We start from the raw sequence: 25,478 nt of genomic DNA, 5'->3' as shown, positions 1-25,478 counted from the left end.
TATGGACGGCCATTGCTCCGTTCACGTTTGGGTACATGAATCCCGACATCTGGGTCGATCCCGCTGGCGGGCGCGGAGTCTGGTTTTCCGATCAGACTCACACCCGCCTGCGCGCGATACTGATGACGGCGAGTGACACTATTTCCGGACTCGCATTAGTAGTCATTGGCTGGCGGACGCTGACTCCGAATCGTCCGAAGAGTATTTGGGCGTGCTGCGGAATCGGGATCTGGCTCACGATGGCACCAGTGCTGTTCTGGGCGCCGACCAGCAGTTCCTATGCGAACGACACAGTCGTGGGAGCACTCGTGATTGCACTCACGATTTTGATTCCCGGCATGCCGAACATGATCATGTATATGCAGCATGGCCCGCCGGTGCCGCCAGGCTGGTGGCATGCTCCCCTTGAACAGGTCCATCACTATGAGAGTCTACTGACGAATTCATTCTCAGGAGACTCAGGATGTCGAAGAAACGTGAACGTCACACTCCGGAGCAGATTGTTCGGAAGCTTCGTGATGCGGATGCGATGCTGACGAGCGGCAAGTCGCTCGGTGAGGTTGTTCAATCGCTGGCTGTCAGTGAAGCGACGTATCATCGCTGGCGTCAGCAGTACGGCGGGATGAAGGCCGAGGAAGCAAAGCGTCTGAAGGAACTGGAAGTTGAGAACGCTCGGCTTAAGAAGCTGCTTGCGGAAGCGGAACTCGACAAGGCAATGCTGAAGGAGATCGCGGAGGGAAACTTCTGACGGTCTCCCGGAAACGCGAGGCCGTCAAACATGTGCAGGAGAAGTTCGACGTTTCGGAACGTCACGCGTGCCGAACGGTTGGTCAGCATCGTTCGGTTCATCGTCGTGAACCCGTTGTTCGCGATGATGAGGCGGCGTTGGTGAAGCGAATGCTGGAGCTGGTTCGTGAGCATCCGCGATTTGGTTATCGGCGTATCTGTCGTCTTCTTCGTCGCGAAGAATTCGTGGTGAACAGGAAGCGAATGTATCGCCTTTGGCGTCGTGAAGGCCTGAAGGTCTGTCGACGAACGAAGAAGCGGCGTGGCACTGGCGGCAGTAAAAACGCTTGTCATGTTCACCGATCGCGGGGAAAAAACGACGTATGGGCGTGGGATTTTGTGTTTGACTACACAACGAATGGAACTCAGTTGAAGTGGCTGACCGTTGTTGACGAATTCACTCGGGAGTGCGTTGCGTTGAAAGTTTCTCGCAGTATCAAAGCCGACGACGTGATCGACACGTTGTGTGAATTGATCGCTGCTCGCGGTGTTCCGAACCACATTCGCAGCGACAACGGCCCAGAGTTTATCGCGAAGGCGATTGGCAAGTGGCTGAAACAAACAGGCGTCTCGGCGCTGTACGTCGAGCCGGGATCGCCGTGGCAGAACGGGTATTCCGAGAGTTTCAATTCGAAGCTTCGCGATGAATTTCTGAACGTGGAAGAGTTTGAAAGTGTTCGCGATGCCGTACAGATGACGAAGGAATTTCAACGTCAGTACAACGAAGTTCGTCCGCACAGCGCGTTGGACTACCAGACACCGAATGAGTTCGCGGCGATGCAGCCTTCGGTTCGAGCTCGACAGACGGGAGCCGCCCCGACCACCTTCGCCATCACCTCGACCTGAGCTCCGCGTTGAAGGCCGAGGCGACAGCGAAGGCGGACGGGGCTCAGCACAACTTGTTTGGAAGATTATTCAATACCAATGTCAGCCCACAACTCTCATAACAACCGGACCTAATCTCGGGGGCAGCCCACTGGACGTATAACCCATCCAGTTGGCCTCAACGCTGGATCATGATTGTCACGGGGCTTGCGGGATGGGTTGTGTCTCGGTACCTCGCGGCCTTCCAACTGGGATATATCAACCACGTTTGGGATCCGTTCTTCGGGTTCGCAGAAGGCACGAAGCAGGTTCTGAATTCTAATATGTCTCACATGTGGCCAATCTCTGATGGCGGTCTCGGAGCGATTTCGTATACCTTCGAATTCCTGATGGGCTACATGGGCAGCCCGGCTCGCTGGCGCACAATGCCCTGGATGGTCGCGTTCTTTGGCATTCTGGTAATTCCCTTGGGGCTGACGCACATCGTTTTGGTGATGTCTCAACCGATGATCGTGCATCATTGGTGTTTGATGTGCCTGTTGGCGGCGGGCATCATGTTGCCCATGATTCCGCTGGAAGTCGACGAAGTTGTCGCAATGGGGCAGCACATGGCGGAAGCGAAACGTCGCCGTGATCGAGGCGGATCGCTGTGGAAAATCTTCTGGCTGGGCGGATCTGCAGAAGGATGCACGAAAGACGAACGCAGTCCGGAACTGGTGACTCTGCCGCAGCAACCGTGGTCGGTATTCAAAGCATCGATCTGGGGAATGACGTTTCCCTGGACGTTGATCGCATCGGCGTTCTCAGGCATCGCCCTGATGTTCTGCCCCTCATTCTTCGGCATCAACATTCAGGCCCCTGCGGCCGACGTCGGTCACGTGGGCGGTGCGTTAATCGTCACGGTGGCGGTGGTGTGCATGGGCGAAGTCGTGCGGCTGGGCCGCTACCTGAATGTGCCGTTGGGAATCGCAGTGGCGGTGCTGCCTTGGCTGCAGTCCGGTTCTGTGCAAAGCTACTCCGTGACCTGCACCGTCATCGGCCTCGCGGTTGCTTTGCTAGCAATTCCTTGCGGCGTAAAACTCGAACGTTATGGCTTGTGGGATCGTTTTGTGAGGTAGCTGGTCTTGGACCGGCCGCCTTGACTTGGCCAGCATTGCAGCAGGGGAATCGGAAGTTTGTCGCAGGCGGTCTTACCAGGCTTCCTGAACGGCTTCGTCAGCATCTGCTTTGTCGCCAGCATCCAGCTCAGGAGCCTGCTGCTGGGATTCGGCCGCCGGTTCGTAGCTGAGTTCTATCAAGAGTGGAAAATGGTCCGAGCCTATGAATTCGAGCGTCTTCATTTCGGCGACTCGGAAATCGTCCGAGTGGAACAGATAGTCCAGCGGATAGCGAAGAAACCAGGACGTCGCATCGAACGTCGCATACAGGCCGCGTCCTTCGCGAGGATCAAGCAGGTCGCTGACTTCCTGAAACAGATTGGTCGTCCGCGACCAGCCCACGTCGTTTAGATCGCCAAGGACGATGGAAGACTGAGCGCCATCCACCTCACGCCCCACCAGCACCAGTTCGGCGTCGCGCTTCGTGGTTCCTCGACCAACCTGAGGCGGCTTGGGATGCACGGCAAACAACCGCACCGGTTGTCCGTTTCTTAAACGGATGGTTGCGTCGATCGATGGCATCCTGTCGCTCACCATCGCTCGAACGCGGCAGGAATCGACGTCCATATTGGTGAACAACGCAATGCCGTAATGATTGTCCAGTGGATGCTTCTTCGAAAAGGCAAACTGTTGGTCTAACTCTGAAAGATCGTTGAGCCACCGCTCGTTGACTTCGCACAACACCAACACGTCCGGTTGCTCACGCTTAACGATTTCGAGGACCGCAGCCGCATTGTCGTTCTCCTGCTGAACGTTCATCGCGACGATCCGTAATCGCCTGGCTGGATCGTCCGATTTAGCGGCCTGCACCGTACGCGGTGCCAGCGGCGAATACGGGAAGATCCAGTAGGCCTGAATCACACAGCAAGCCATCAGCCCTAGCGACCACCACTTCAACGTTCGGTGACGGCGAAACATCAGCATGAACGGCAGCGTCGCGAGATAAACGCACAGCAACTGCAGGCGCGGATAGTCGCCGATGCGAACCCACCACCAGTTGACCGGAAATAGCGGCACGACGGCCGTCACAACCAGCAGTCCGCACCAGACACGCCAGAGCAGCCATCGCCAGTTCAGGCGACTGCGGTCGCTATGCGTCACGGCGTTGGAGGGCGTCGCTTCTGAGGACATGGATGCTTTCTACGGGATTGACGTTTCGGACTGAAAACCTGCCAAGTGTAATTCAAACGAACGCGAATTGCTGCGACCTTTGAATTTCTCTGATGCGCGGTACGCAATCTGCGGACCTCTATGGGCGCGGACCAACAGAAATCCTTCGTCGGCGCTGCATTTCATTTTGAAGTTGCATGCAAACGGCACACCAAAACGCTTGTCGCGACGCTTACGGCTCGACGGCCGCGTCTGGTTGGCCGCATCGATTGTGGTCCAGGAATCATGTTTCAGAAGCAATCTTTGTGGGATTGGCAGCGAGGTGTGCGGCCGAGGTTGAAGCGAGCGACGCGTGAAACCCGTGGCTTCCTTCGCTTAGTCCAACCGCGGCCACACTCAGCGGGATGATGGCCCTTTTGGGGCGAGAGTTGTTTTGCGTACTTACCTGATCTTCAGTTAACGAAATCGAAAGTGAATTCCATGTTGGAAAAATGGGTGTGGTCGGGATGGACGGAAGCGCCAATGGTCATGTTAAGCGGGGTCGCAACCTATGCGGCAATCCTGATTTACACTCGCATCGTCGGCCTGCGCAGTCTCTCAAAGATGTCGGCAGCAGACTTTGCCATGACTGTCGCCGTGGGGTCGTTGTTTGCCTCGACCATTTCGAGCCCCAAACCAGCGCTTGTCCTCGGCCTGTTCGCGCTGGCGATGTTGTACCTTGGACAGTGGCTCGTGGCGTGGCTGCGTCGGCGATCTGCTCAAGTCAGCAAGTGGGTCGACAATCAACCTCTGCTGTTGATGAGTGGCCGAGAAATTCTGGACGACAACCTGAAGCGAGCCAACGTTACTCGCTGCGACCTGTTCGGCAAGCTGCGAGAAGCAAACGCCCTGAATTATGACGAGGTGCTGGCCGTCGTGTTTGAAGCGACCGGCGACGTCTCTGTGCTGCATTCCAGTGATCCGAACGCAAAGCTTGAGCCGGAATTCTTCACCAATGTGATCGACGCCGACCGATTGCCGTCTCAATAGGGCGAGAGCTCGCCACGTGAATGGCCTTGAAATTCATTCGGGTTCCGACAGTTGCAGGATGTCAACGGCATGCGGCTGTGGAAACACGTCCAGAGTCGGCCCGTCTGTTGATCTCACCACATCGCCCGTTGCGGCGTCTTAACCTGGCACGTGATATGCAGAGTGGTCTTACCGCATCACTCACACTCATTGCGGGAAGACGCTTGTCATGTTCGTACTCGAAACAACTCAGACCGACGGCATTGCTCAACTGTCCTACCTGATTGGCGACACCAGCACCGGAAAGGCGGCCGTCATCGATCCTCGGACGGATGTCGATATCTATCTTCAGACAGCTCGCAAGCACGGCTTATCGATCACCCATATTTTTGAAACGCATATCCACGCCGACTTCATGAGCGGCAGTCGGTCGCTTGCCGATCGCGCTGGCAGCGCAGAGATCTACCTCAGCGGCGAAGATGCCGACTACAAATTCGATGGCGTCAAAGTTCACTGTGGCGATCAGTTTGACTTCGGATCGTTCACCCTGACCGCTCGTCATACACCAGGCCACACGTCTGAACATCTGGCGTTCGAATTAGCAGAAGCGAAACATCCTGAGATGCCTCATGCGGTGTTCACGGGCGATTCACTGTTTGTCAGTTCTGCCGGACGGCCAGACATCCTTGGCAATGACCAGGCCGAAACGCTTGCCAAACAACTGTACGAAACGTTGTACAACTACTTCCTGAAACTGGAAGAGTACGTCGTCGTCTATCCCGGCCACGGTGCGGGTTCGGCGTGCGGGGCTGACATTGGAGACCGGCTGGTCAGCACCATCGGCTACGAACGCCGCACCAACAAGTCTCTGCACTTCCCGGCGTTCGAAGAATTCCGCAGCTTTGTGGTGGATGACGCGCCGCCAGTACCGGTCCATTACCCGCATCTGAAAGCGGTCAACGCTGCAGGTGCCGAACTGTTGCACCGTCTGCCGACCGTCCCCGCACTGCCGCCGTCTGAATTTCGTGCGGCTGGTCGTGAGCCCGGTGTCACGATTGTGGACACTCGCAGCATGCTGGCCTTCGGCGGCGGCCATGTGCCCGGTGCCATCAACATCGGTGATCGCCCTGAATTGTCTCCGTGGATTGCTCAGATGGTCGATCCTGAACAGCGCCTGTTGCTGGTTGTCGGCGACGACACCGACGTCGATCAAATCACCCGCATGATAATTCGAGTCGGCTTGACCAAATTCGCGGGCTATCTAGGCGGCGGCATGAAGGCGTGGGAAACGAGCGGGTTGCCACTACAAGTGCTGCCTCAGGTTTCGGTACACGAACTTCATGACGACCTGCAAAACGGTTCGCACTTTCAGATCCTCGACGTGCGTTCTCCCGAAGAATGGAACGCTGGTCACGTCCCCCACGCTCAACACCAGTTCGTCGCCGACATGCGGCAGCGCATCACCGGACTGAATAAAGACAAGCCCATCGCAACATATTGCGCTAGCGGTTACCGAGCCAACATTGCCGCGAGCCTGATGCAATCACGCGGGTTCAAACACGTGCATAACGTCCCCGGAAGCTGGAGTGCCTGGACAGCCGCCGGTTTCCCCGTTGAAAAGTAATTGCGCCGACGGGACGCCTCCCGAAGAATGAGTGGAAGCTCATCATGCGACAAATCACTACGACCACAGTCCTCACCCTGCTGACTCCCGCGATCGCGGCGGCTCAGGAACCAACCATCGACCCGTTGCAGTACCCCGGCGCCGCGTGGTCGCCGTACCTGGTCGGAGCACTAATCGGCGTGCTGTCGATGTTTACTTTCTACTTCTCCAACAAACCGCTCGGCGCGTCAACGGCGTATGCTCGGATCGCAGGGCTGTTGGGAAAAGTGATCGCTCCGACGCACACGAAGTCGCTGAAATACTTTAAGGACAATCCACCAAAAATTGGCTGGGAGTTCATGCTGGTAGTCGGTGTTATTCTCGGTGGATTCGTATCTGCCTGGTCCGGCGGCGAGTTGACCGGACGCCTGCTTCCGGAAATGTGGCAGGCACGCTTCGGCCCGGACAGCGGTGGCCTACGGATCGCCGTCGCGCTGGCGGGCGGAATTCTGATGTCCTTCGGCGCGAGACTATCAGGCGGCTGCACAAGCGGCCACGGCATCAGCGGAACTCTGCAGCTGGCAGTCGGATCATGGGTGTCCGCCATCTGCTTCTTCATCGGCGGCATCGCCGTCGCCATGCTGATGTTTACCTGAACCTAGATAACGACCCACCAAAATGAGAACCCGGTTCCATCAAGCGGGCCGGGGTTGGACTGAGTGAAGCGAAGGAACCCCCCCGGGGTTCCCGAAGCGGGATCAAACCTCGAACACAGCCCATCAAACTTAATTCCAGACTCAAACCATAAGACTAAAACGATGTCCACAATTCTTGAGCAACCCACTCCTGAAACTGTACCGACGCCAGTTCCAGAACCGAACGAACCTGCCGTACCCGCGTCAAAGCTTCGCACACTCATGCTGGGACTGGTCTTTGGAATTGTCTTTGGATTCCTGCTGCAGAAAGGCGGAGTCGCGAAGTATCACGTCCTGATCGGCCAGTTGCTGCTGGTCGACTTCACCGTTGTGAAGGTGATGCTGTCAGCGGTGATCGTCGGGATGATCGGCATTCACGCGATGCACCGGCTGGGCATGGTGGAGATGCATATCAAGCCAACTCGCTACGCCGCGAACATCATCGGCGGACTAATCTTCGGAGCCGGGTTCGCACTGTCAGCCTACTGCCCAGGAACCGGTGCCGCTGCATTAGGCCAGGGCAACTACGACAGCCTGGTAATGATCGGCGGGATGATTATCGGAGCCTACCTGTTCGCCGAATCATCCGGCTGGCTGGCTATGAAAGTAAACCCGATCGGTGATCGAGGAGAGCTCACCCTATTCCAATGGATCCCCGCACACCGCTCCACAGTTGTGCTGCTCACCGCCGCTCTACTTGCCGCAGTCCTCGCAACAATCGAAACCCTCAACGTGTAGCCCACGGCTGCGATCCAAAACTTCGCCGCCACGGGAACGTACCATCGCATGACGACGCGACAGGCGGCGGGAGAACACTGGCGAATGGTATGGCATCTGCTTCGGGGAATTGGGGTTATGTTTTTTTTGCCCCTTTGTTCCGAAGAAGGATTTCAACATGCTGTATTCGATCGTTTCATGGTGCCCTCGTTTCTATTTCCTGCTGGTTGCAGGCTGTGTGTTGCTCGGCGATTCGCGATTTGCGAGGGGGCAAACGGATGAGCAGCATGATGTGGAGATTGTTTCCACTGAAGATGTGGGACGTTTTCGGTCTGTTAAAGATCCAGATCTGACACAGGTGGCGGAGAGTATCGTTAAACGAACGAATCAGTTTCGGGAAACCGAAGACTTGGATCCGCTTACGACGGATGAAACGCTCCGGCAGACGGCTCAGAAATTTGCAGATTACATGGCAGAGACCAACCGCTACGGCCACACGGCGGATGGTCGGCAGCCCAGCCAGCGAGTTGCCGCTCAGGGGTATGAGTTCTGTATCGTTGCTGAAAATATTGCCTACCATTTCCGCACCAAAGGTATCGCGACCGACGCGCTGGCAGAGCAGGCGTTTACTGGCTGGCAGAACTCACCCGGGCATCGCCGCAATATGCTCAAGCCACACGTCACGGAAACCGGGGTCGCTCTAAGTCAAAGCGAATCGACGGGCGTTTACTACGCTGTCCAGTTGTTTGGTCGCCCAAAGTCAGCCTCGACGACGTTTACTCTGCGAAACCGTGCGGCAGCAACCGTGCAATACACAATCGGAGAACGATCGTTCGAACTGCCGCCGAAATACTCACGAAAGCACCAGGTCTGTCGACCGCCAACGGTGAAAGTGATGAATGGCGACGACGTGGTTGCGGAACGAACTCCTGAAAACGACAGCACGTTGACGCTCATCAGCAGCGACGATGGCGTGAAGATCGAATAGGCCGTGGTTGCTGGCCTTTCAGCGCGCTGCTTCATCGCTCGCGCCTTGGATGTCAGCGGCCCGCCAAACCGCAAGCCAGTAGCTTTCATTCAAACGGTACGACCTTTGCTTTGCGGTGGATCAACACTTGTCCGCAACGCCGGCTTCCGACATATCACTGGGATGTCAATCGTTGTCACCCGGTCAACGCGTTGTGAACCGAAGCTACATTTGAAATCAATCACATGCAAACGATTCTCGAACCGCCATCGCTGCAAAATTACGCGACCGACTACTTTCGTAGTCGCTGCAAACCGAAGTCTCAGCATCGCGTGGGGATGGAGGTCGAACACATCTGTGTCCGGACGTCAGACGGCCAGCGCATCGCGTACGACACCGGCGACGGTTGTGTTTTGACGCTGCTTGATGAGTTGCAGACTTCGCTTGGTGGCGAGCAGGTCTTTCGAGGCGATCTGTTGTTCGGCATCGAAGGCGACTGGGGTAAGGTCACGTTGGAGCCTGGTAATCAGATCGAATGGTCGTCTCCGGCACGTGCCACAAGTCAGGAACTGCAAGCTGACCTGGACCACTGGCTGCTTCACTTTAACACCGCGTTAAGGAACAACGGAGTCGTCGCCGTTTCCAGTGGCCTTGACGGAACCAATATTCGCCGCGTGCCGTGGATTCCCAAACGCCGCTACGACATTATGGCCGACCATTACCGGCGTAATGCCAACGTGGCTCATCGAGCGATGTTGAACACGGCGGGCGTGCATGTCAGCTTTGACTACGCGGACGCTCAGGACTGGCAGCGTAAGTTTCGAGCGTTAACGGTGGCGACACCAGCGGCGATCGCGCTGCTCGCGAACTCACCGGGAAGGTTTCGCGATCAGTCGTTTGTGGCACTTCGCCCCGTGCTATGGCTGGAAATGGACGAACAGCGCAGCTCGCTGCCGAACGACGTATTCTCGCCGGACTATTCACTTGAAAGATGGGCTGACTGGGTCACAGATCGGCCGGCGTTGCTGCAGGAAATCGAAGGCACTCTGCACCCCGGAGACAAGCGTTCGTTGAGCGACGCCTATGAAGCGCACGAAGGTTTCGACGACGTATGGAAGCTACAGGTGGGGACCATCTTCACTCCTGTGAGAAGTCATTCGCACCTGGAAGTCCGCACGATCGATACTCAGCCCGACGCCCGCCTGGCGGCCGTGCCCGCGTTTTGGGTAGGACTTGTTTCGCACGAGCCCACGCTTAACCGCGTGCTGGATGTGCTTGCTGAAATCCAGGACGAAGTGACATGGCGCAATCTGTTCTACCGGGCCTGCCGGTTTGGACTCGAAGACGCGCCGATCAATCAGCTCGCCGGCACACTGCTGGAACTCGCCCGCGAAGGGCTAAACGCCGCTGAAGGGCGAAGTGATGCGCTGGCAACACTGGCTTTGAGGCGATAGCTCGCCACCAAAGTGGCGTCACGGTTACTTCGAGTGTGGCCGGGGTTGCACTGAGCGTAGCGAAGCGAACCCCCGGGATTTCGCTCGTTCCTCGCTCCATCCTTGGCCACACGCCTCGGTCCCAATTCCACGACGATCCCGTTCGCCCACCGCAAAGAACGCGTCCATCTCGTGAACGGAAGGCTGGGCCAGTTGGGACTAAGCGTAGCGAAGAACCCCCGGGATTCCGCCCGTTCCTCGCTCCATTCCTGGCCACACGCCTCGGTCCCAATTCCACAAGAACCTATTTCTCGCACTAAGAAAAAAAGCGTGCGTCCCGTGAATCAGCTTTTTGCAATCGCCGCCATGTGTGCGATTGCAAAGCCGACTCACGAGATCGTCAAGCGCGTGTGGGCGAGGCGATGAAGGTGAAAACGCTACACGACGTAGCGGAAGATTGCGGCGATGGGGGATTTGAGCTGGTCATCGTTGACGAAGACGACTCGCCCGTCGGCTCGTAGAGTGCGGATGGCGGCGATGTCGTACAAGTCGTAGGTGTCGGCCGATGCGGCTTCGTCGCTGCGTTCGACGGTCCCGTTGTCATCACACGTTCCGAAGTTGCGATCGCCGTGCTTCAACAGCAGTGTGTCCACTCGGCCGTTGAAGGCGGCCTGCACGATCGTCTTCAGATCTGTCGAACCGTGCTTGGTGCCGCTCGCTTCCCCAAAACGGTCAACTGCCGCCTTGCGTTCAGAATCGCAGTGGTTCCTGACGACGGGCCACGCTTTCGTCAGTAAGTCGTCGGCCGATGAATCGTCGAAGTTGCCTTGCACCGCTTCATCAAGCACCGGGCAACAGTCAAATTCATCCTTGAAGTAGGGAAACAATTCTTCGACGCCGGCGAACACGACAGGCGCGTCTTGAGCTCGCAGGTGAGCCCCCACAGCTTCCTTGATGTCGCGGAAGTACTGCTTTAATTCCTCTTCGTCTTTCTTTTCAACGTGGCCGTGAGGCACCGACGAATCCGCTGCGTTGGCTCGCACCTTAAATGAATGCCGGTTGTGGCCGCGTTGCTCGTCGTTGTCACCTTCGTCCAGACCGGCTGGCAGGTCGTCGAAGTGTTCTTCCTTCAGCCCTGATTTGCAGCCTCGGAAAACTCGAACAGCGTTGCGGCTGACGGCGACCAGATGAAAGTCTTCGCTGGCATTCATCGAACGCAACAGCGGTTTCAGGCGGTAGCGATGGCTGACGGCCACTTCTTCGTCGAACTTTGTTCCCAATTGAAACAGACACGATTCGTCTCGCGAAAGCAAAATCGCCAGGCCGTCGGACTGATGCTGCCAGAATTCGTCCGATGCATCCAGGTTCATCAGGTCGCGAGCCGGCTGCAGCAAGTCGTCCGCGTCACTTTCAGAAAGGCCCGCCTTGACTAACTGCTTCTTCGCCGTCGAAACTGCATTCTTCAGGCGGATAGGGTCCTGCTGCACATCCGTGCCGTGCCGATGAGTCGGCATATAGATTGAAACGCAGAGGCTGTCTCGTGCCGTGCTGAGTTGTTCAAGGTGCTCTGAGTCAATCGTTTCAAAGTGTTCGATGGTCTGCGTCATCGCATGTCTCCTGGCTAAAATTTTCGGAAGTCAGGCTGTTTCAACTACAAGTGTCGAATGCGACTGCTGTCACGCCTGAAGGTTTGCACTGTGGATAACGCAAATGGTGTGCCTGGAAGGAATTCGGCGAACGGGTGCGTCATCGAGCGATCGAGATCATCTTCCGCCGCATCAACTGATCGCTCAAACGCCGACTCGGGCTGTCATCGACCACAATGCCGCCGTCTGCGACACACTCACCGACGCCATTGCAGATTGTACCGTTCCTAAACGTCGGTGCCGCATTCATCCGGCGAAGCTGCCGATGCGTCTGAGGCGAATGTTGATCCGTCACTGGTTGGGCGATGCGTCCAGGCTTATGATTTGCCTCTAAGAATCCTGCGAAGCTTGATGAACACAGCCCCACAAAAGCGGCATCATGCCTCCCCGGCAAAAAGGCACTCAGCAGACAATTCCTGATCGCAAGCCAAATCAAAACGTAAGCCGAATCCAGCGAAGCGCAGCTCCGGCACCACCACTCCCGAAACATCCTGGCCATCCTCCCTCACACCGCCGACTCAGATTTCAACAACCAGCCAAGGGTTCTCACACCCCGAACGTTCACGATGACGGTGTCGCAGCAGGAGGCTATTCGACTGCCGTCCCTCACAAATTCCTTCCTCTCGATTGTGAAATGAGTTTCATTCCATGCACTGGCTCCTTCAACTTCAACAGCGCTTGATTGTCGCATTCGTGTCACTGTCCGCGTTGTGGCTCGCATGCCCGGTTCAGATCGTTCGCGCGGACGACGATTCGCCCGGCGTGCGAGTGCAGAATGTTAGTCGCGCGTTTCACAACGGTGAACACAATGCGTTTACGGATCTGATTCGCTGGAAGGGGAAGTACTGGTTGACGTTTCGAAGTTGTCCGGATGGGCACATGGTGTTTTCCACGTCCTCGATAATGGTTCTCAGCAGCGAAGATGCAAAGACGTGGGACACCGTGCATAAGTTTTCCGTGCCGTTGCGAGATACGCGCGATCCGCACTTTCTGGAATTCCAGGGAAAGCTGTTCATCTACACCGGCACGTGGTACAGCGGCGAAGGCGAACTGCCCCGCGAAGACTATGACATCAACAAACATCTTGGCTATACGGTCTGGACCGACGACGGCAAAACGTGGAGTGCACCGCACCAGATGGAAGGCACGTACGGGCATTACATTTGGCGAGCGGTCACTGACGGCGAAACGGCCTACCTTTGCGGTCGTCGTAAGCGAGCGTATTCGGAAGCCGAATCCGGCGCGGGCGGTGCTTCGATTTTGGAAGGAGCGTTGCTGGAAAGCTCGGACGGGATCAACTGGAGATTTCGGTCACTGTTTCAGACGCAGCAGGGCAACGAAACAGCATTTCAAATACAGCCGGACGGCACCATGCTGGCACTCAGTCGCCAGCGAGGTTCCACCGCCCAACTGGCTCGCTCCCGCCCTCCCTACCAGACATGGGACCGCAAAGAACTGCCTCACTACGTCGGCGGCCCGCTACTGGCAAAGTGGGGAGACCACTGGCTGGTCGGCGGCCGAAAGAACACCGCCGCCGGACCAAAGACGGCACTTTACTGGCTGATCGATGACGAACTAAAACCCATCGCAGAACTCCCCAGCGGCGGCGACAATTCCTATCCCGGCTTCGTCGAAGTCGACGCTCAACACGGATTGCTGTCCTGGTACTCCAGCCACGAAAAAGACGACGACGGAAAAACGATCACCGCGATTTACGTGGCGGACCTTGTGAAAGATTAGCTGCGCATGACATGGGAGCGTTTCGCCCAGAAGACGTGTAATGTTGAGGCGGAGTACCGTGCTCCGCAATACCGCCCTGCTGTCTGTTGCGTTTCCAACCCAGACGGCGGCGCTATGCGCACCGCCGTGAGCACTCCATGGCGTGAACGGAATGCATGGGCGTTCAATCCCCGAACGTCAGTTACGTCTGCTGAGTCAACTCGGTGAAACTTTTTCCGCCCCGCAGTTGATCGCGACGGTCGCCCTTCATTCGACAAACTGCTTTAGCCGCTATTTCGTAATAGAGGATGGCCCACTGATCTAGGCGTGCTGATTATACCATCAGCAAACTTGACTTCCGCATTTTTCTGAGAACGCTACGCGGGGCAATTCAAGGGATCTTGAACTCAGTTGCTACAACATGAATGCAAAGATCGTTTACCTCAGCAATTCAGCCGACGGCTCCGACAAACGCAGCCTGTTCATCATCGCAGAAACCACGAAGACTGGCGAAGTAGTTATACTCGCCCGAGTCATTCAGAAGGCCAACAAAGTGCAGGCCTGCCTGGTTGGCGAGAACTGCTATTGGTGATTCTGAAACACACCGGGACATTTGGATTAGCCGTGTAACGGCCTCCCCCCCCATCGCTTCAAACACCGCCGATTGCGAGATTACTTAGCAAGAAAGGCCCGCGAGAGTGTCAGGCAGAGACGGAAATCGTGGTTATCTCGTTCAAACAGTGATTGCACTATTGGAAGCGTTGCAGTCCGTAGACTGGCATACAGTTACTCTGGAGCCATCGCATCAAAGCGAAAAGATCGACATCCTTCGTCAAGGCAGCGCCGGAACGAAGGCAACTCAGGTGAAATCCTCTATACGTCAGATTACGAAGCCGAACGCTGAACGATGGGCAAAGGAGCTTGACGACGGCGCATCAGCGGATGTCCTTGAACTCGTGCTGGTCGGAAGTTGTTCTCAGTCAGTTTTGGCGGTCGGAGAAATTGGTCGTGTTCGCGTGCCCCGCGCAAAGAATCTGGATTGGAAAGGACTGCTCCGCGAAGCAGCACATCTGCTGGATGTGTTTCTGCACATGGAAAATCTTGCCAGCGAGTCGCCTAAGCATCGCGAACTCCTTGTACAGGGGCTCGTCGCCCAGCTTTCGATGTACTCCAGTGAATCGCGTCCGCTTAAACGTTCAGAGCTCGTTAGTCTGGTCAAAGAATGGCTCAGTGCGACTGAGCGACCACCGCAGGGCACGACGAAGCTCTCGGCGCTGTCACCGTTGCCACGGTCGTGCCGCTCCGATTTTGGCGCCGGTCTGATCGGGCGAGACAATGAGCTTGCGTGGCTACAGCAGACCGACGGAGACAAGCTTATTTCTGCCCAGCCTGGCATGGGCAAAACCTTTCTGCTTCAACAGTACGCGCGGCATACGAATGCATTTTTCCTGACTGGTAACGACGAGCATTCAATTGCCGATGCGATTACTCAACAACAACCGGATACCGTCCTTATCGAGGACGGCGCTCTGTACCTGGATTCGATACGGTTCCTGCTGAGCTATCGCCGGGACCACGATCTGAGTTTCGAAATCATTGTTGACAGCTGGCCCGGAGACGTCGATCAGCTTGCTACTGCGCTGGGGATTGCGGGCTCGAAAATTCTGAAGCTGCCTGAACTGGCAGACAACACACTCGTCGAGATTATCAAGGCATCTGGCATTCATGGTCCCAACCACCTTCTTCACATGATCGTGCATCAATCATCGGGATGCCCAGGACGAGCAATGATGCTCATCGACGCGTGTCTGCAAAAAACGAAAACGGACTGGAATGAGGTATGGACCGGAGAGAAGCTGGCGAGTTGGGTTAGGGCGCGATTTTCCGATTTGATTGGCGAATCAGCGACCGAAGCTCTGGCCTGTTTAAGTCTCGGTGGGTCTGATGGCGTGCCTATTGTTTCAGCGGCAAGTGTGTTGGGGCGGTCGGAGCCTGAAGTGAGACGAATTGTGCGCGATCTTGCACTCGGTGGACTCATCGTCGACTTTGGCGACGGGAGGTTGATTGTTGTCCCCGAACTCTTACGAGGTGTTCTTGTACGAGACATCTTCTTCAATTCCGCTGCAGCCGTGCCGATTACACACGCCATCAATGAAATTGGGCTCTCAACCGGCCTTGTGGATACTGTGATTGCCGCGCATGCCCGTGGTGCTCGGATTTCAGCCCACGAGCTGCGTCGAATGGTTGTAGATGTGGATTGCGACGCAGTCTGGCGAGCATACGTCTGCTCGACCTCTGAACATGCGGAGTGGGTAATTCAGAATCGTCCGAATCTCATCCTGAAGCTTTCTGACGTCCTGTTGCAGTCGAGCCCTGAAAGCACGATTCCGCACCTAATTGCCGCAGCACCATTGGACAAACGCCCCGAGAACCAGGCTCCGGATCACCCCATCCGCCGCATTCGTGATTGGGCGCAGTCCGGCTTTCCGGGGCGGGAAGCTGTTGACCGTCGCAAGGCAACGCTTGAAGCGTTCACGAGCTATCTTGCGCAGGGCGGTGACATCAATCTGGCAGCCCCGCTTATCCCGATCATTGTTTCACCGCAATTCGACGATACGGAACAGAATCCCGCCGACCGAATGCAGTTCACGATGCGTCGTGGCGGCTTGCTGCCAAAAGATCTCGAGCGCTTAGAAGCGTTTTTGGACGAGATCTTTGAAATACTGGATCCTGCGCGTCTGAACAAATGGAAGCCGGTTTTACGGGCCGTCAAAGCGTGGCTATTTCCTCATTTTGGAATGATCGGCGTATCCGACGAACAACGAGCTGTCTTCAACCGTTCCGGGACGGCTGTTTTGACTCGCACGAGTGAACTGGCCGCTGACCGTCCAGGTGTTTTGACGTCTCTGAATATACTCGCGAGACACGGAGAGATTTCTCTCGATATCGACATTGATGAGACATTCGCGCTACTCTTTCCGGGCCGCCCACGCGGCGACACTGAATGGAAAATCGACGAACAACAACGGCAGTGGGAGCATGCGAAAGCAACAGGTAAACAATGGGCTGACCACAACCCCGAGGAAGTTATTCAGAGGGTGCAATGGTGCATCGCCGAGTCAGAGCAGATGCTCGACCCTTGGCCGGATCATTGCAAGACGGTTGTCGATTCGATCGCCGACAACGTCGTCAACACGATTTGCTGGATTGACGCGATCATCGCCGAGCGCGCGAGACCGGATCTGATCACGCACCTACTTGTGACGGCATTGCGGCGGAAAGAGACAGGATCCACTGAGCGACTGAGAACACTTTTAACGGACGGCCACTTTCGATACGAAGCCGTTCAGGTGGGACTCGTTTGTGATGTGCCAGACGATATTCGACAGCTGGCAGTCGCTGAATGCGTCCACGTGCCAAAGCTGGTCGACCACGTAGCCATGATGTACGAACTGCAAGCTGCCACAATTGAAGCTTTGCTAACGCACGACGATGCCGACGTTGTGTCGCACGCTCTTCACGGCCTATGGCATGCCAGAGAGAAACATCCACTGCCAGAGTCTCTTAGAGCAATCTGGCTGTATGCCGCAACACAACATCTGACTGACGAATGGTGTCTAGAGCAGGCACTCAAGACCGATCAGGAGTTCCGTACGGCCTGGCTGGAAGATAAGTGCAGGAAGACCGACCGCTCATCTCGTTACATACGAGTTGAGCCTTTTAAAATCGCTACAGTTGATCTGACGGAAGAAATGCGATGTGAATTGATCGCGAAAGTCAGTCCGGACGCGTACCACGCCACGAAACTGACTATGGTCTTCGTGGGAGACTCTGCAGAAGTCTATGCTCGCCTGCTTGAAATCGACGAATTAGAACAATTCCACGACATTCCTTTAGCAAGGCATCCAGATCCTGTATGGATTTCACTGGTCAGCGTGGCGACGAGCCATGGAGTGTCCCCCGAAGACATCACGCATGCTTCGCGCCGATACTTCACAATGGATTTCGCCGAAGTGCCGAATAAACATCACCGCGAAATAGGCGTCTGGACAGAGTTAACGACCCACAAACACTCAACGGTTTCTCTTGTCGCAAAGCTTGCCCTTAAACTCGCTGAGGCTGATCTCGATTCCTGGCTGAAAGACGAACGGCGAGACCGACTGCGATAATATGGCCTACAACTGCCGGGAGTTGCCGACTCGATCGCGTAATGCCCCGTCCCGTAGCGAGCCACATAGGCCGGCCCCAGCGAAGCTCCGCTCCGGGACTGCTGATTGCTAATCGCAATTGTGGCTGCCGGAACGTCGTCGCTTTGCTCCTTGGTCCGGCCTGCTCAACTCGGTGGCGGTGTCGCCGTCTCGGGCTTTTGGGAACTCTGAAACCGTGGCCAACCTGGCCGATCACTTCTTGTCATTCCCAACGGCGACTGTCACTTCCACGAGTCCGCGTTTGGGGTCGGGGCTGGCAAGGTGTAGTGAGCCGAGGTGGCGGTTTTCGGGATTTCTTGGGCCTCTGGCGAACAGCAACTGGTCGGGGCCGACTCCGACGATGCCCAGTGAACAGTTGAACTCATGGCGCCCGGTCAGCTTGAAGTCGGCGTCGGTCGTCAGCAGGATCGCCGGTGATCCGTAGCACCCGAACCACCAGACTCCGTCGTGAAACGTGGCCGTTTGGATGCCCAGGTGTGTCCACTTGCTCTTGATGATGTGTTTTTTGACGAACTGAAATTTGGCGTCGTATTCGTAGACGTAGTTTTCCTGCACTCCGTCGGGCAGCCCGCCAACCACAAAGAAGTGGCCATTCCTTGTGCCGATTCCGCCCGCGCCGTGGAACACTTGCTGAGTTTCGTGCTTGGCCACAAGATTGAGCGTGTTGGCGTCGTACTCGTACACCCACGAATCGGCGTTGCCTTCGGGATCGTTAAATCGTCCGAGGTTCACAGCGACGTAGATTTTGCCGTCCTTGAAACACAGGTCGCCATGGTGGTTGGCGACGGGGATTTGCTTTTGGACTTTTCCGTTTTGATCGGTCTTCACCAGTTGAGTGGTAAAGGACCAGAAGATCGCAGCGGCGTTGTCCGTACAGACACCCTGTAAATGATGTTGATAGTCACCATCGCATTTGACCGGTCCAAATTTCGGCTGGTCGCTTTTGGCGTCCTGAGGCAAAGCTGGTGAAACGGAAAACGAGCACGCAAGACTGATGGCCAGTGACGTGATGAAGTAGCGTCGATGGAACATTACGAGAATGACCTGTGATGATGTTGAAGATTAACGAATGCGTTTGCGGTGGAGCTTAATGACGTAGTTTCACTTTGTCAGCTGTGGCTTCTTTAAGCGGCTACCGTAGTCTCGATCAGCGATTTTCGTCCATGACTTGTCGCACTAGGGTCGACACATCGGGGTTGCTGTAGAGCTGCTTGACTAGCCGTTCGTAAGTTTCGGCGAAGCGAGCGTCTTCTGCCAGATCACTGAAAACCGAATCGAGCTTCAGGAAGGCGAGCGGTTCTGTAGATTTGATTTTGGCCGCTGACCGGTCAGGCATCGTCGAATCCGACGTGATCCTTCAGGTAGTCGATGTGGTCAGTGACCGGCAACTCCTCCGGCTTCATTCCGGCGAGAATCGTTTCGGTGGAGCCGTCATTCATAGAGTTTTCATCCCGCGACATGGTTCACTGCGATCAGTCCATTGTCCGTGCCAACAGTTCGGTCAAAGTGCAAACACGCCCCTAAGACAGGGTTTTCGCCGCAACGGATTTTCTCAACGTCCGGATAGTATGCTTCAGCCGACAACCACTGCGAGCACCGGACCACCATGCGTCTCAAATTTCGCCGCAAACTCCTGGTAGCTCCCTGCGGAAAGTGGGCACATCCGAAAGTTGCGAATTTTTTTAGAATGCCGAGTCGCTGGCCGCGGATCAGGGCTACTCGACGATTCACACAGCGCCAAAGTTGTGGATGCGCGAGAAACCACATTGAACCACGCGAACGAAACGCGCCAAGGAATCGGAGCAGGCCGAACGGGACCATTCTCGTAAGGTAGTCAGCGGCCTTCTTTGTGAAAGAAAAGCATGTATGCGCCGTTGCTCGCGCGGATTGCGACACGTATGCCTTGTCACGGCCGAAAACCAGATGCAGCGTGAATGTCCTGCGTTATCCACGACCGCGCGGGAAAACGTCTGACAGCGAAATTGGCACGCATCGTTTGGTGCGACGATGCTGCGGGCGTACTGCGTGGCATGGTTGATGCTTCACGTAGTCTCCAAACGCAGCCGATCAGACGACGGCCGCGAATCTATCATGGATGAGCTGCAGTCGTGGCCGGGGAAGTCGGCGTGGGGCGGTCTGTGTTTTTCCGCCGGGTGTCGTCCGTGGAGTAACGGTTAAGCAGTGAGATCCACCCGTTGGCTGGGGCGGAATGTGCGTTGCTGTGGCTCCACAATTTGCCGCGTCATTTGGTTGTACTCGGCGGGGTGGCGGAAACAGAAGCGGGGACGGCGTTTTTATTCGCCGTCCCCGCAGGGGTCGAGGTACGTTATGCCATCGGTGCATCCATGCTCTGAGTTGCCTCATCCTGAGACTAGCACAACGAACCCCAATTCCGTATGTCTTAACAGGCGGCCGGATAAATTGATCGGATGCGAGCGATTAGTGCATCCTGATTGAGCGGCTTTGAGATCCAGGCATCGACGCTTTCACGATAAGCACGCGTCGTGGTTTCGGCTCCACTTAGAACGAAGAGCTTTGGAGCGTCGCTGCCAAACTCTCGTCGAATTTTTGGGACAAGCCATTCACCGCCGAACGCTGGCATCGACCAATCCAGCAGAACAATGTCCGGTTTACATCCAGCCTGCAGTTCCTTCAGTGCAGCCTGACCGTCAGAATGGCCATCAACATCCAGTCCCTGCATCGCCAGTAGGCTGCACAGCAGGTCGCGCTGGTCGGGATCGTCTTCGACAACCATCACTCGCCCATCGATTCCGGGGCACTCGTCGTTGTCGACTCTGAAATTGACGGCTCCCTGCTCCGTCTGCCTTTCAAGGTACTCAACCATCTTCATGAACGTCGCGGCGGCTGCCTCCGGAAGCATCGCATCGACCTGTTGCTGATAGACCATCACGTACAGGTTGATGGAATTCAGAACGTTCCGCAGCTTGTGAGAGTTGGCGGCGGAGGAGTTGATTGCGGGGACGGCGGCTGAGCCAGCGATCTCTTCGCGTAGCACCACGATATCGCTTGGTGCATCCACTCCAACACGTGCGGTGTTGCCCTTAACGTTCAGCAGAGTGACTGTAATCCCTAATGCTGGAAATACAATTTTTTGATCCTTGCGGCGTGACATCACTAACATTACGGATTCCTTCCCCTGGGGTGGCCCTTGTGGCATCCATGCTGCTGAGTTGTGTCCGATCCCTAGACGGAGGAATATTGATGGAAGGGTTTCTAGTCGACAAGGGAAACTTTTAAGAAAAAAATTGAAGATCGGGTCTTCCATACCAATTCGAGTGAGTGTTTTCACTCGAATTGGTCGTGCCTGTGGGGGTAACTACTCCCACTCCTGTGGGGAAATGCTTGGATTCCCCGGTATTCAGTACGGAATTCAACCTGGGGCTCGCCAAGCTGCTCGCGATTTATATAGATTAAACCCGCTCGAATTGATGTGAGCTGACGATCGCGTACTTTCGCATCACGCTACGCAAATGCATCGCGCTGGAGGTCGCACATGGGATCGGATGATGGCAACTTGAAGCCAGTTAAGATCGTTGGAATCGGTGCCTCTGCTGGTGGCCTCAATGCGTTGGAATCACTGTTCGACGAGCTGAACCCGACCAGCGGAATGGCGTTTATCGTGGTTCAGCACCTTTCGCCTGACTTCGACAGCATCATGGACCAACTGCTGTCGCGACACACACAGATGCAGGTGACGTTGATCGAAGATGGTATGCCGGTGGAAGCAAATCGCATCCACCTGCTACCACCCGGCAAGCAGGTCATCATTTCGAATGACAAACTGCTGCTGGCCGAACGCGCCGAAGGAACCAGCCTGGCGTTTCCCGTGGACGAACTATTCCGGTCGCTCGCGCAAAACGTTGGCGAGAACGCGATTGGCATCATTCTTTCCGGAACCGGCAGCGACGGATCCCGGGGGGGTCGAGACATCGCGGCAGCCGGCGGCGTCGTGATTGTTCAATCGCTCGAATCTGCCAACTTCGACGGAATGCCTCGCAGTGCATGTAACACGGGCGTTGTAGACCTTATCTTAAGTCCGGGTGAGATTGCGAAGACCCTTCATCGCATGGCCAATGAGGAATGGCCACAGCACGAAAAGGAAAGGAATTCTGACAGCATGGAGCTGGTAGATCATATGGCCCCGTCAATGCGATTGATTTTCCATCTCTTGCATCAAAAATTTGGATTAGATTTTTCACACTACAAATCAGACATGATTGCTCGTCGCGTTGAGCGCCGAGTCAAGCTCTCAGGCGTTTCGGACCTGGAGAGCTACGCGGATTCGCTGACCGAAGAGGGAGATGAAATCAACCTTCTTTATCACGACATGCTTATCGGTGTGACCGACTTTTTTCGTGACTGCAAAGTCTTCGAGCGGCTGCAGCTTGATGTCATCCCCTCTGCCGTAGACAACCTTCACGAAGAGGAAGAGTTTCGTTGTTGGGTCGCGGGCACAGCATCCGGTGAGGAGGCGTATTCTTTAGCAATCCTTCTTGCAGAAGAATTTTCGAAGCGAGGTATTGAGAAGCGAATCCGAATTTTTGCCTCCGACGTACACGAACAGTCTTTGGCGGCCGCCGGACGCGGTGTGTATTCGCACGATCAACTCGGCAATGTCACACCTGAACGTCGCGAACGATTCTTTATCGAGCGTCAGGACGGATTTCATGTGGCGCCGGAACTTCGCAAGATGGTTGTGTTCACACCGCACAACGTGATTCGTGACGCACCGTTCACTCGGCTGGATCTGATCACGTGTCGCAATCTGTTGATTTATTTCACGCCACCGACTCAGCAACGGGTCCTTTCGCTGTTTCATTTTGGCTTGAAAACGGGAGGAACTCTTTGTCTGGGCGGAAGCGAAAGCCTTGGCAACCTGCGCAGTGAATTTCAGGCAATCGACGAAACGTCAAGAATCTTTCGCAAGGACCGCGAAGTCCCCAGCACAGGCATTCGAGGGACTTTAAACCGTGTGGCATGGACGCATACAACTGACACCACTCCGCCGCCCGACCGAGACGCCACGCGTCAGCTGCTGAAGACCTACGACCAGCTGCTGAAACGCCTTAACTGCCCCGCGCTACTTGTGAATGAAAAACGGGAAGTTCTGCACGTCCTTGGCGGCGCTGGGAAGTACCTCGTTTTCTCCGATGGACGTCCGACCAACGACGTGCTTCAGGTGATTCACCCGGAGCTGCGTTCTCACTTATCGTTGGCGTTGATCCACTTGCGACGCGACAAACATCCAGTCACCGTTGAACCGGTCAAATGCGAAATTAACAACCAGGTCACAGGCATCGCACTGACGGCGGAAACTTTCGAAAGCGGTGATGAAGAAGCGCAAACAGTCCTGATTACATTGCAGGTGACAGACATCTCAGCGGATGCGGAGGTCAGCCCCACGCTGCTTTCTGCAGCTGAGTTAAGCAACGTCGAACACCTCGAACGTGAGCTGCAGTTCACGCAGGACAATCTGCAATCGACCATTGAAGAACTGCAATCAACCAACGAAGAATTGCAGTCGACAAATGAACAGATGACAGCGTCGAATGAAGAGCTGCAGAGCACCAACGAAGAACTACATTCCGTTAATGAAGAGCTGTATACCGTGAATGCGGAACATCAGCGGAAGATCGACGAACTGACGGAGTTAAATGACGACATTGACAACCTGCTGACGACAACTAACGTCCACACTTTGTTTCTCGATTCCAATCTTCGGTTACGTCGGTTCACGCCGCGTATCGCGGAACTGTTTAATTTAATCCCCCAGGACATCGGTAGGAGAATCGATTCTTTCACTCACAAGCTGCAGGACGCCACACTGACCGAAGCCATTCGTGAAGTCATTCGGACAGAACAGCCTGTTCATCGCGAAATTAAGGATCAGAGTAGTCAATGGTATCTGCTGCGTATCTTTCCCTATCTTTCCCGCGGCACAGTCGAAGGAGCTGTCGTCACGCTGGTGGATGTTACGACCTTACAGGTGGCGACTGAGGCACTCAAGAAAAGCGAAGAACGGTTTGATCTTGCGGTGCGAGGCAGCAATGCGGGAATATGGGACTGGCAAAATGTGAAGCAGGAACCGATATGGTGTTCCAGTCGGATGTACGCACTGCTTGGACGCCCACCGGAACAGGAGCTGACTGTTTCCTACTGGCGTGAACTCATTCATCCAGAAGATGAGCAACTCGTGATGGACGCGTTGGCAAGTCACCTTGAGCGCGGCACTCCGTTTGATATCGAGTACCGCATGGAACACGGTGCATCTGAAGAATACCGTTGGTTTCACATGCGAGGCTCTGCCGACCGCTTTGGTGCTGACCGAGTGGTGCGCATGGCGGGTTCGTTTGAAGACGTTACGGATCGTCGGCTGGCCGAAGAAGGGGTTCAGAAGGCCGTTGCCAGGCGAGACCAGTTTCTGGCAATGCTGTCCCACGAACTGCGAAATCCGTTGGGAGCGGTCACTAATGCGACTGCAGTTCTGGCGAGTGGCGCAGCAGACGAATCCATCACTCGAAAGGCACTCGAGGTTGTGAGGCGTCAGTTGAATCAGATGTCGCGATTGCTGGACGACCTGTTGGATGTTTCGCGAATCACTCACGGAAAGATCGAATTGCGGACAGGCAAGGTCGACCTGCGGCATATTGTTGAGCAGGCGATATCCGTTGTTCGTCGTTCCTTAAACGACGCAGACCTAAGTTTCTCAGTTGAAATGCCAACGGAGGCACTGGTGGTCGACGGTGATCCCGCTCGCCTTGAACAGGTAACGGTCAACCTGTTGACCAACGCCATCAAATACACGCCGGCTGGTGGAGACATCAGACTGTCATTGCAAGCGGAAGGCGGGTTCGGTGTGATTGAAGTTCAGGATACTGGCGTTGGAATTCCGCGAGACAAGCTGCAGGAGATTTTCTCCCTGTTCTATCAATCAGATGAGACTCTGGATCGATCCAATGGTGGCATGGGCGTTGGGCTGACTTTGGTGATGGCTGTCGTCGAACTTCACAAGGGAAAAGTCACGGCTCGCAGCAATGGGCCCGGCAGAGGCAGCACGTTCACCGTCACATTACCGCTAAGCACATCGGCGCAGCTGGCTGTCGCGGGCCCGGTAGCGCGCCCGTCAGTCGCGATTCGTCAAGTGGTTCTTGTCGAAGATATTGATGACGCGAGAGAGATGCTGGCAACTTTGCTGGCACTGCGAGGTTTGTCGGTACACGAAGGACGCGACGGTGCGGAAGGCCTTGAATTGATCCGGAAGGTTCGTCCCGACGCTGCGATCATCGATATTGGTCTGCCCGAAATGGATGGGCACGAAGTCGCTCGTCGGATTCGAAACGATTCGTCCTTCGACGATGTTCGCCTGGTGGCGTTAACCGGCTATGGGCAGGATGCAGACAGGGAAGCGGTGCGCGAGTCGGGATTTGACCTCCATCTTGTGAAGCCACTCAACCCCGAATCACTCGACACAATTCTGTCCGAACTGGCGGACATTCAGCGAGGTCCGGCAAAAACCAACGTGTAGCCGTTGGGCTCAAGTGCGTGATGGAATACCTCAAATTCAGCCACGGAAGGAAGTAAGA

The 25,478-nt window shown here is 55.6% G+C and carries 18 protein-coding genes; 13 read left to right on the top strand and 5 right to left on the bottom strand.

Annotated features, from left to right (window positions below):
- The first annotated feature begins 463 nt into the window (after window positions 1-463).
- The 3 genes from Fuma_RS09370 (at window position 464) to Fuma_RS09360 (ending at window position 2,729) form a co-directional block, all read left to right on the top strand.
- A complete protein-coding gene (locus Fuma_RS09370; protein WP_077022738.1) occupies window positions 464-748 on the top strand; it encodes a transposase in 285 nt (94 codons plus the stop codon).
- A gap of 32 nt (window positions 749-780) precedes the next feature.
- Window positions 781-1,632, top strand: coding sequence for an IS3 family transposase (locus tag Fuma_RS09365; RefSeq protein WP_083731923.1), 852 nt, complete (start codon window positions 781-783; stop codon window positions 1,630-1,632).
- Between the two features lie 170 nt (window positions 1,633-1,802).
- Complete coding sequence (locus Fuma_RS09360) at window positions 1,803-2,729, top strand: vitamin K epoxide reductase family protein (RefSeq protein WP_083731922.1); 927 nt, start codon at window positions 1,803-1,805, stop codon at window positions 2,727-2,729.
- Between the two features lie 72 nt (window positions 2,730-2,801).
- Here Fuma_RS09360 and Fuma_RS09355 read toward each other — a convergent pair whose 3' ends face one another.
- Window positions 2,802-3,899 carry an endonuclease/exonuclease/phosphatase family protein gene (locus tag Fuma_RS09355; protein WP_077023899.1) on the bottom strand — a complete coding sequence of 366 codons (1,098 nt, stop codon included), beginning with the start codon at window positions 3,897-3,899 and terminating at the stop codon, window positions 2,802-2,804.
- 459 nt (window positions 3,900-4,358) lie between these two features.
- Between Fuma_RS09355 and Fuma_RS09345 the strand changes: the two genes are divergently transcribed.
- The 6 genes from Fuma_RS09345 to Fuma_RS09320 all read left to right on the top strand — a co-directional run bounded on the left by Fuma_RS09345 (window position 4,359) and on the right by Fuma_RS09320 (window position 10,322).
- Window positions 4,359-4,907, top strand: coding sequence for a DUF421 domain-containing protein (locus tag Fuma_RS09345; protein WP_077023897.1), 549 nt, complete (start codon window positions 4,359-4,361; stop codon window positions 4,905-4,907).
- 208 nt (window positions 4,908-5,115) lie between these two features.
- Window positions 5,116-6,510 carry an MBL fold metallo-hydrolase gene (locus tag Fuma_RS09340; protein WP_077023896.1) on the top strand — a complete coding sequence of 465 codons (1,395 nt, stop codon included), beginning with the start codon at window positions 5,116-5,118 and terminating at the stop codon, window positions 6,508-6,510.
- A 44-nt stretch (window positions 6,511-6,554) separates the two neighbouring features.
- Window positions 6,555-7,145, top strand: coding sequence for a YeeE/YedE thiosulfate transporter family protein (locus Fuma_RS09335; protein ID WP_083731921.1), 591 nt, complete (start codon window positions 6,555-6,557; stop codon window positions 7,143-7,145).
- A 162-nt stretch (window positions 7,146-7,307) separates the two neighbouring features.
- Complete coding sequence (locus tag Fuma_RS09330; RefSeq protein ID WP_083731920.1) at window positions 7,308-7,922, top strand: DUF6691 family protein; 615 nt, start codon at window positions 7,308-7,310, stop codon at window positions 7,920-7,922.
- A 157-nt stretch (window positions 7,923-8,079) separates the two neighbouring features.
- The gene (locus Fuma_RS09325) at window positions 8,080-8,889 is read left to right on the top strand and encodes a CAP domain-containing protein (RefSeq protein WP_077023895.1); all 810 of its coding nucleotides are present in this window, start codon (window positions 8,080-8,082) and stop codon (window positions 8,887-8,889) included.
- Window positions 8,890-9,113: 224 nt separating this feature from the next.
- On the top strand, window positions 9,114-10,322 hold the full coding sequence (locus Fuma_RS09320; RefSeq protein ID WP_077023894.1) for a glutamate-cysteine ligase family protein: 1,209 nt from the start codon (window positions 9,114-9,116) through the stop codon (window positions 10,320-10,322).
- 416 nt (window positions 10,323-10,738) lie between these two features.
- On the opposite strand, the gene Fuma_RS09315 is transcribed toward Fuma_RS09320, so the two are convergent.
- The gene (locus tag Fuma_RS09315) at window positions 10,739-11,908 is read right to left on the bottom strand and encodes a baeRF3 domain-containing protein (RefSeq protein ID WP_077023893.1); all 1,170 of its coding nucleotides are present in this window, start codon (window positions 11,906-11,908) and stop codon (window positions 10,739-10,741) included.
- A 687-nt stretch (window positions 11,909-12,595) separates the two neighbouring features.
- Between Fuma_RS09315 and Fuma_RS09305 the strand changes: the two genes are divergently transcribed.
- The 3 genes from Fuma_RS09305 (at window position 12,596) to Fuma_RS09300 (ending at window position 17,835) form a co-directional block, all read left to right on the top strand.
- A complete protein-coding gene (locus Fuma_RS09305; protein ID WP_077023891.1) occupies window positions 12,596-13,687 on the top strand; it encodes a hypothetical protein in 1,092 nt (363 codons plus the stop codon).
- 400 nt (window positions 13,688-14,087) lie between these two features.
- Window positions 14,088-14,258 carry a hypothetical protein gene (locus Fuma_RS35195; RefSeq protein ID WP_158520921.1) on the top strand — a complete coding sequence of 57 codons (171 nt, stop codon included), beginning with the start codon at window positions 14,088-14,090 and terminating at the stop codon, window positions 14,256-14,258.
- 106 nt (window positions 14,259-14,364) lie between these two features.
- On the top strand, window positions 14,365-17,835 hold the full coding sequence (locus tag Fuma_RS09300; RefSeq protein WP_145944077.1) for an ATP-binding protein: 3,471 nt from the start codon (window positions 14,365-14,367) through the stop codon (window positions 17,833-17,835).
- 231 nt (window positions 17,836-18,066) lie between these two features.
- Here the strand turns inward: Fuma_RS09300 and Fuma_RS09295 are convergent, their stop codons facing one another.
- From Fuma_RS09295 to Fuma_RS09285, 3 genes are all read right to left on the bottom strand, one after another.
- Window positions 18,067-18,906, bottom strand: coding sequence for a hypothetical protein (locus Fuma_RS09295; protein ID WP_077023889.1), 840 nt, complete (start codon window positions 18,904-18,906; stop codon window positions 18,067-18,069).
- A gap of 115 nt (window positions 18,907-19,021) precedes the next feature.
- Window positions 19,022-19,210 carry a hypothetical protein gene (locus Fuma_RS09290; protein WP_077023888.1) on the bottom strand — a complete coding sequence of 63 codons (189 nt, stop codon included), beginning with the start codon at window positions 19,208-19,210 and terminating at the stop codon, window positions 19,022-19,024.
- 1,065 nt (window positions 19,211-20,275) lie between these two features.
- A complete protein-coding gene (locus tag Fuma_RS09285; protein WP_077023887.1) occupies window positions 20,276-21,016 on the bottom strand; it encodes a response regulator in 741 nt (246 codons plus the stop codon).
- Window positions 21,017-21,388: 372 nt separating this feature from the next.
- On the opposite strand from Fuma_RS09285, the gene Fuma_RS09280 reads away from it, so the two are divergent.
- Window positions 21,389-25,420: a chemotaxis protein CheB gene (locus Fuma_RS09280; protein WP_077023886.1), complete on the top strand. Its 4,032-nt coding sequence runs from the start codon at window positions 21,389-21,391 to the stop codon at window positions 25,418-25,420.
- The last annotated feature ends 58 nt before the right edge of the window (window positions 25,421-25,478 follow it).

Source organism: Fuerstiella marisgermanici, assembly GCF_001983935.1.
Lineage (GTDB): Bacteria > Planctomycetota > Planctomycetia > Planctomycetales > Planctomycetaceae > Fuerstiella > Fuerstiella marisgermanici.
Note: the sequence above shows the minus strand (reverse complement) of the source record. Positions and strands in the feature narration are given on the sequence as shown.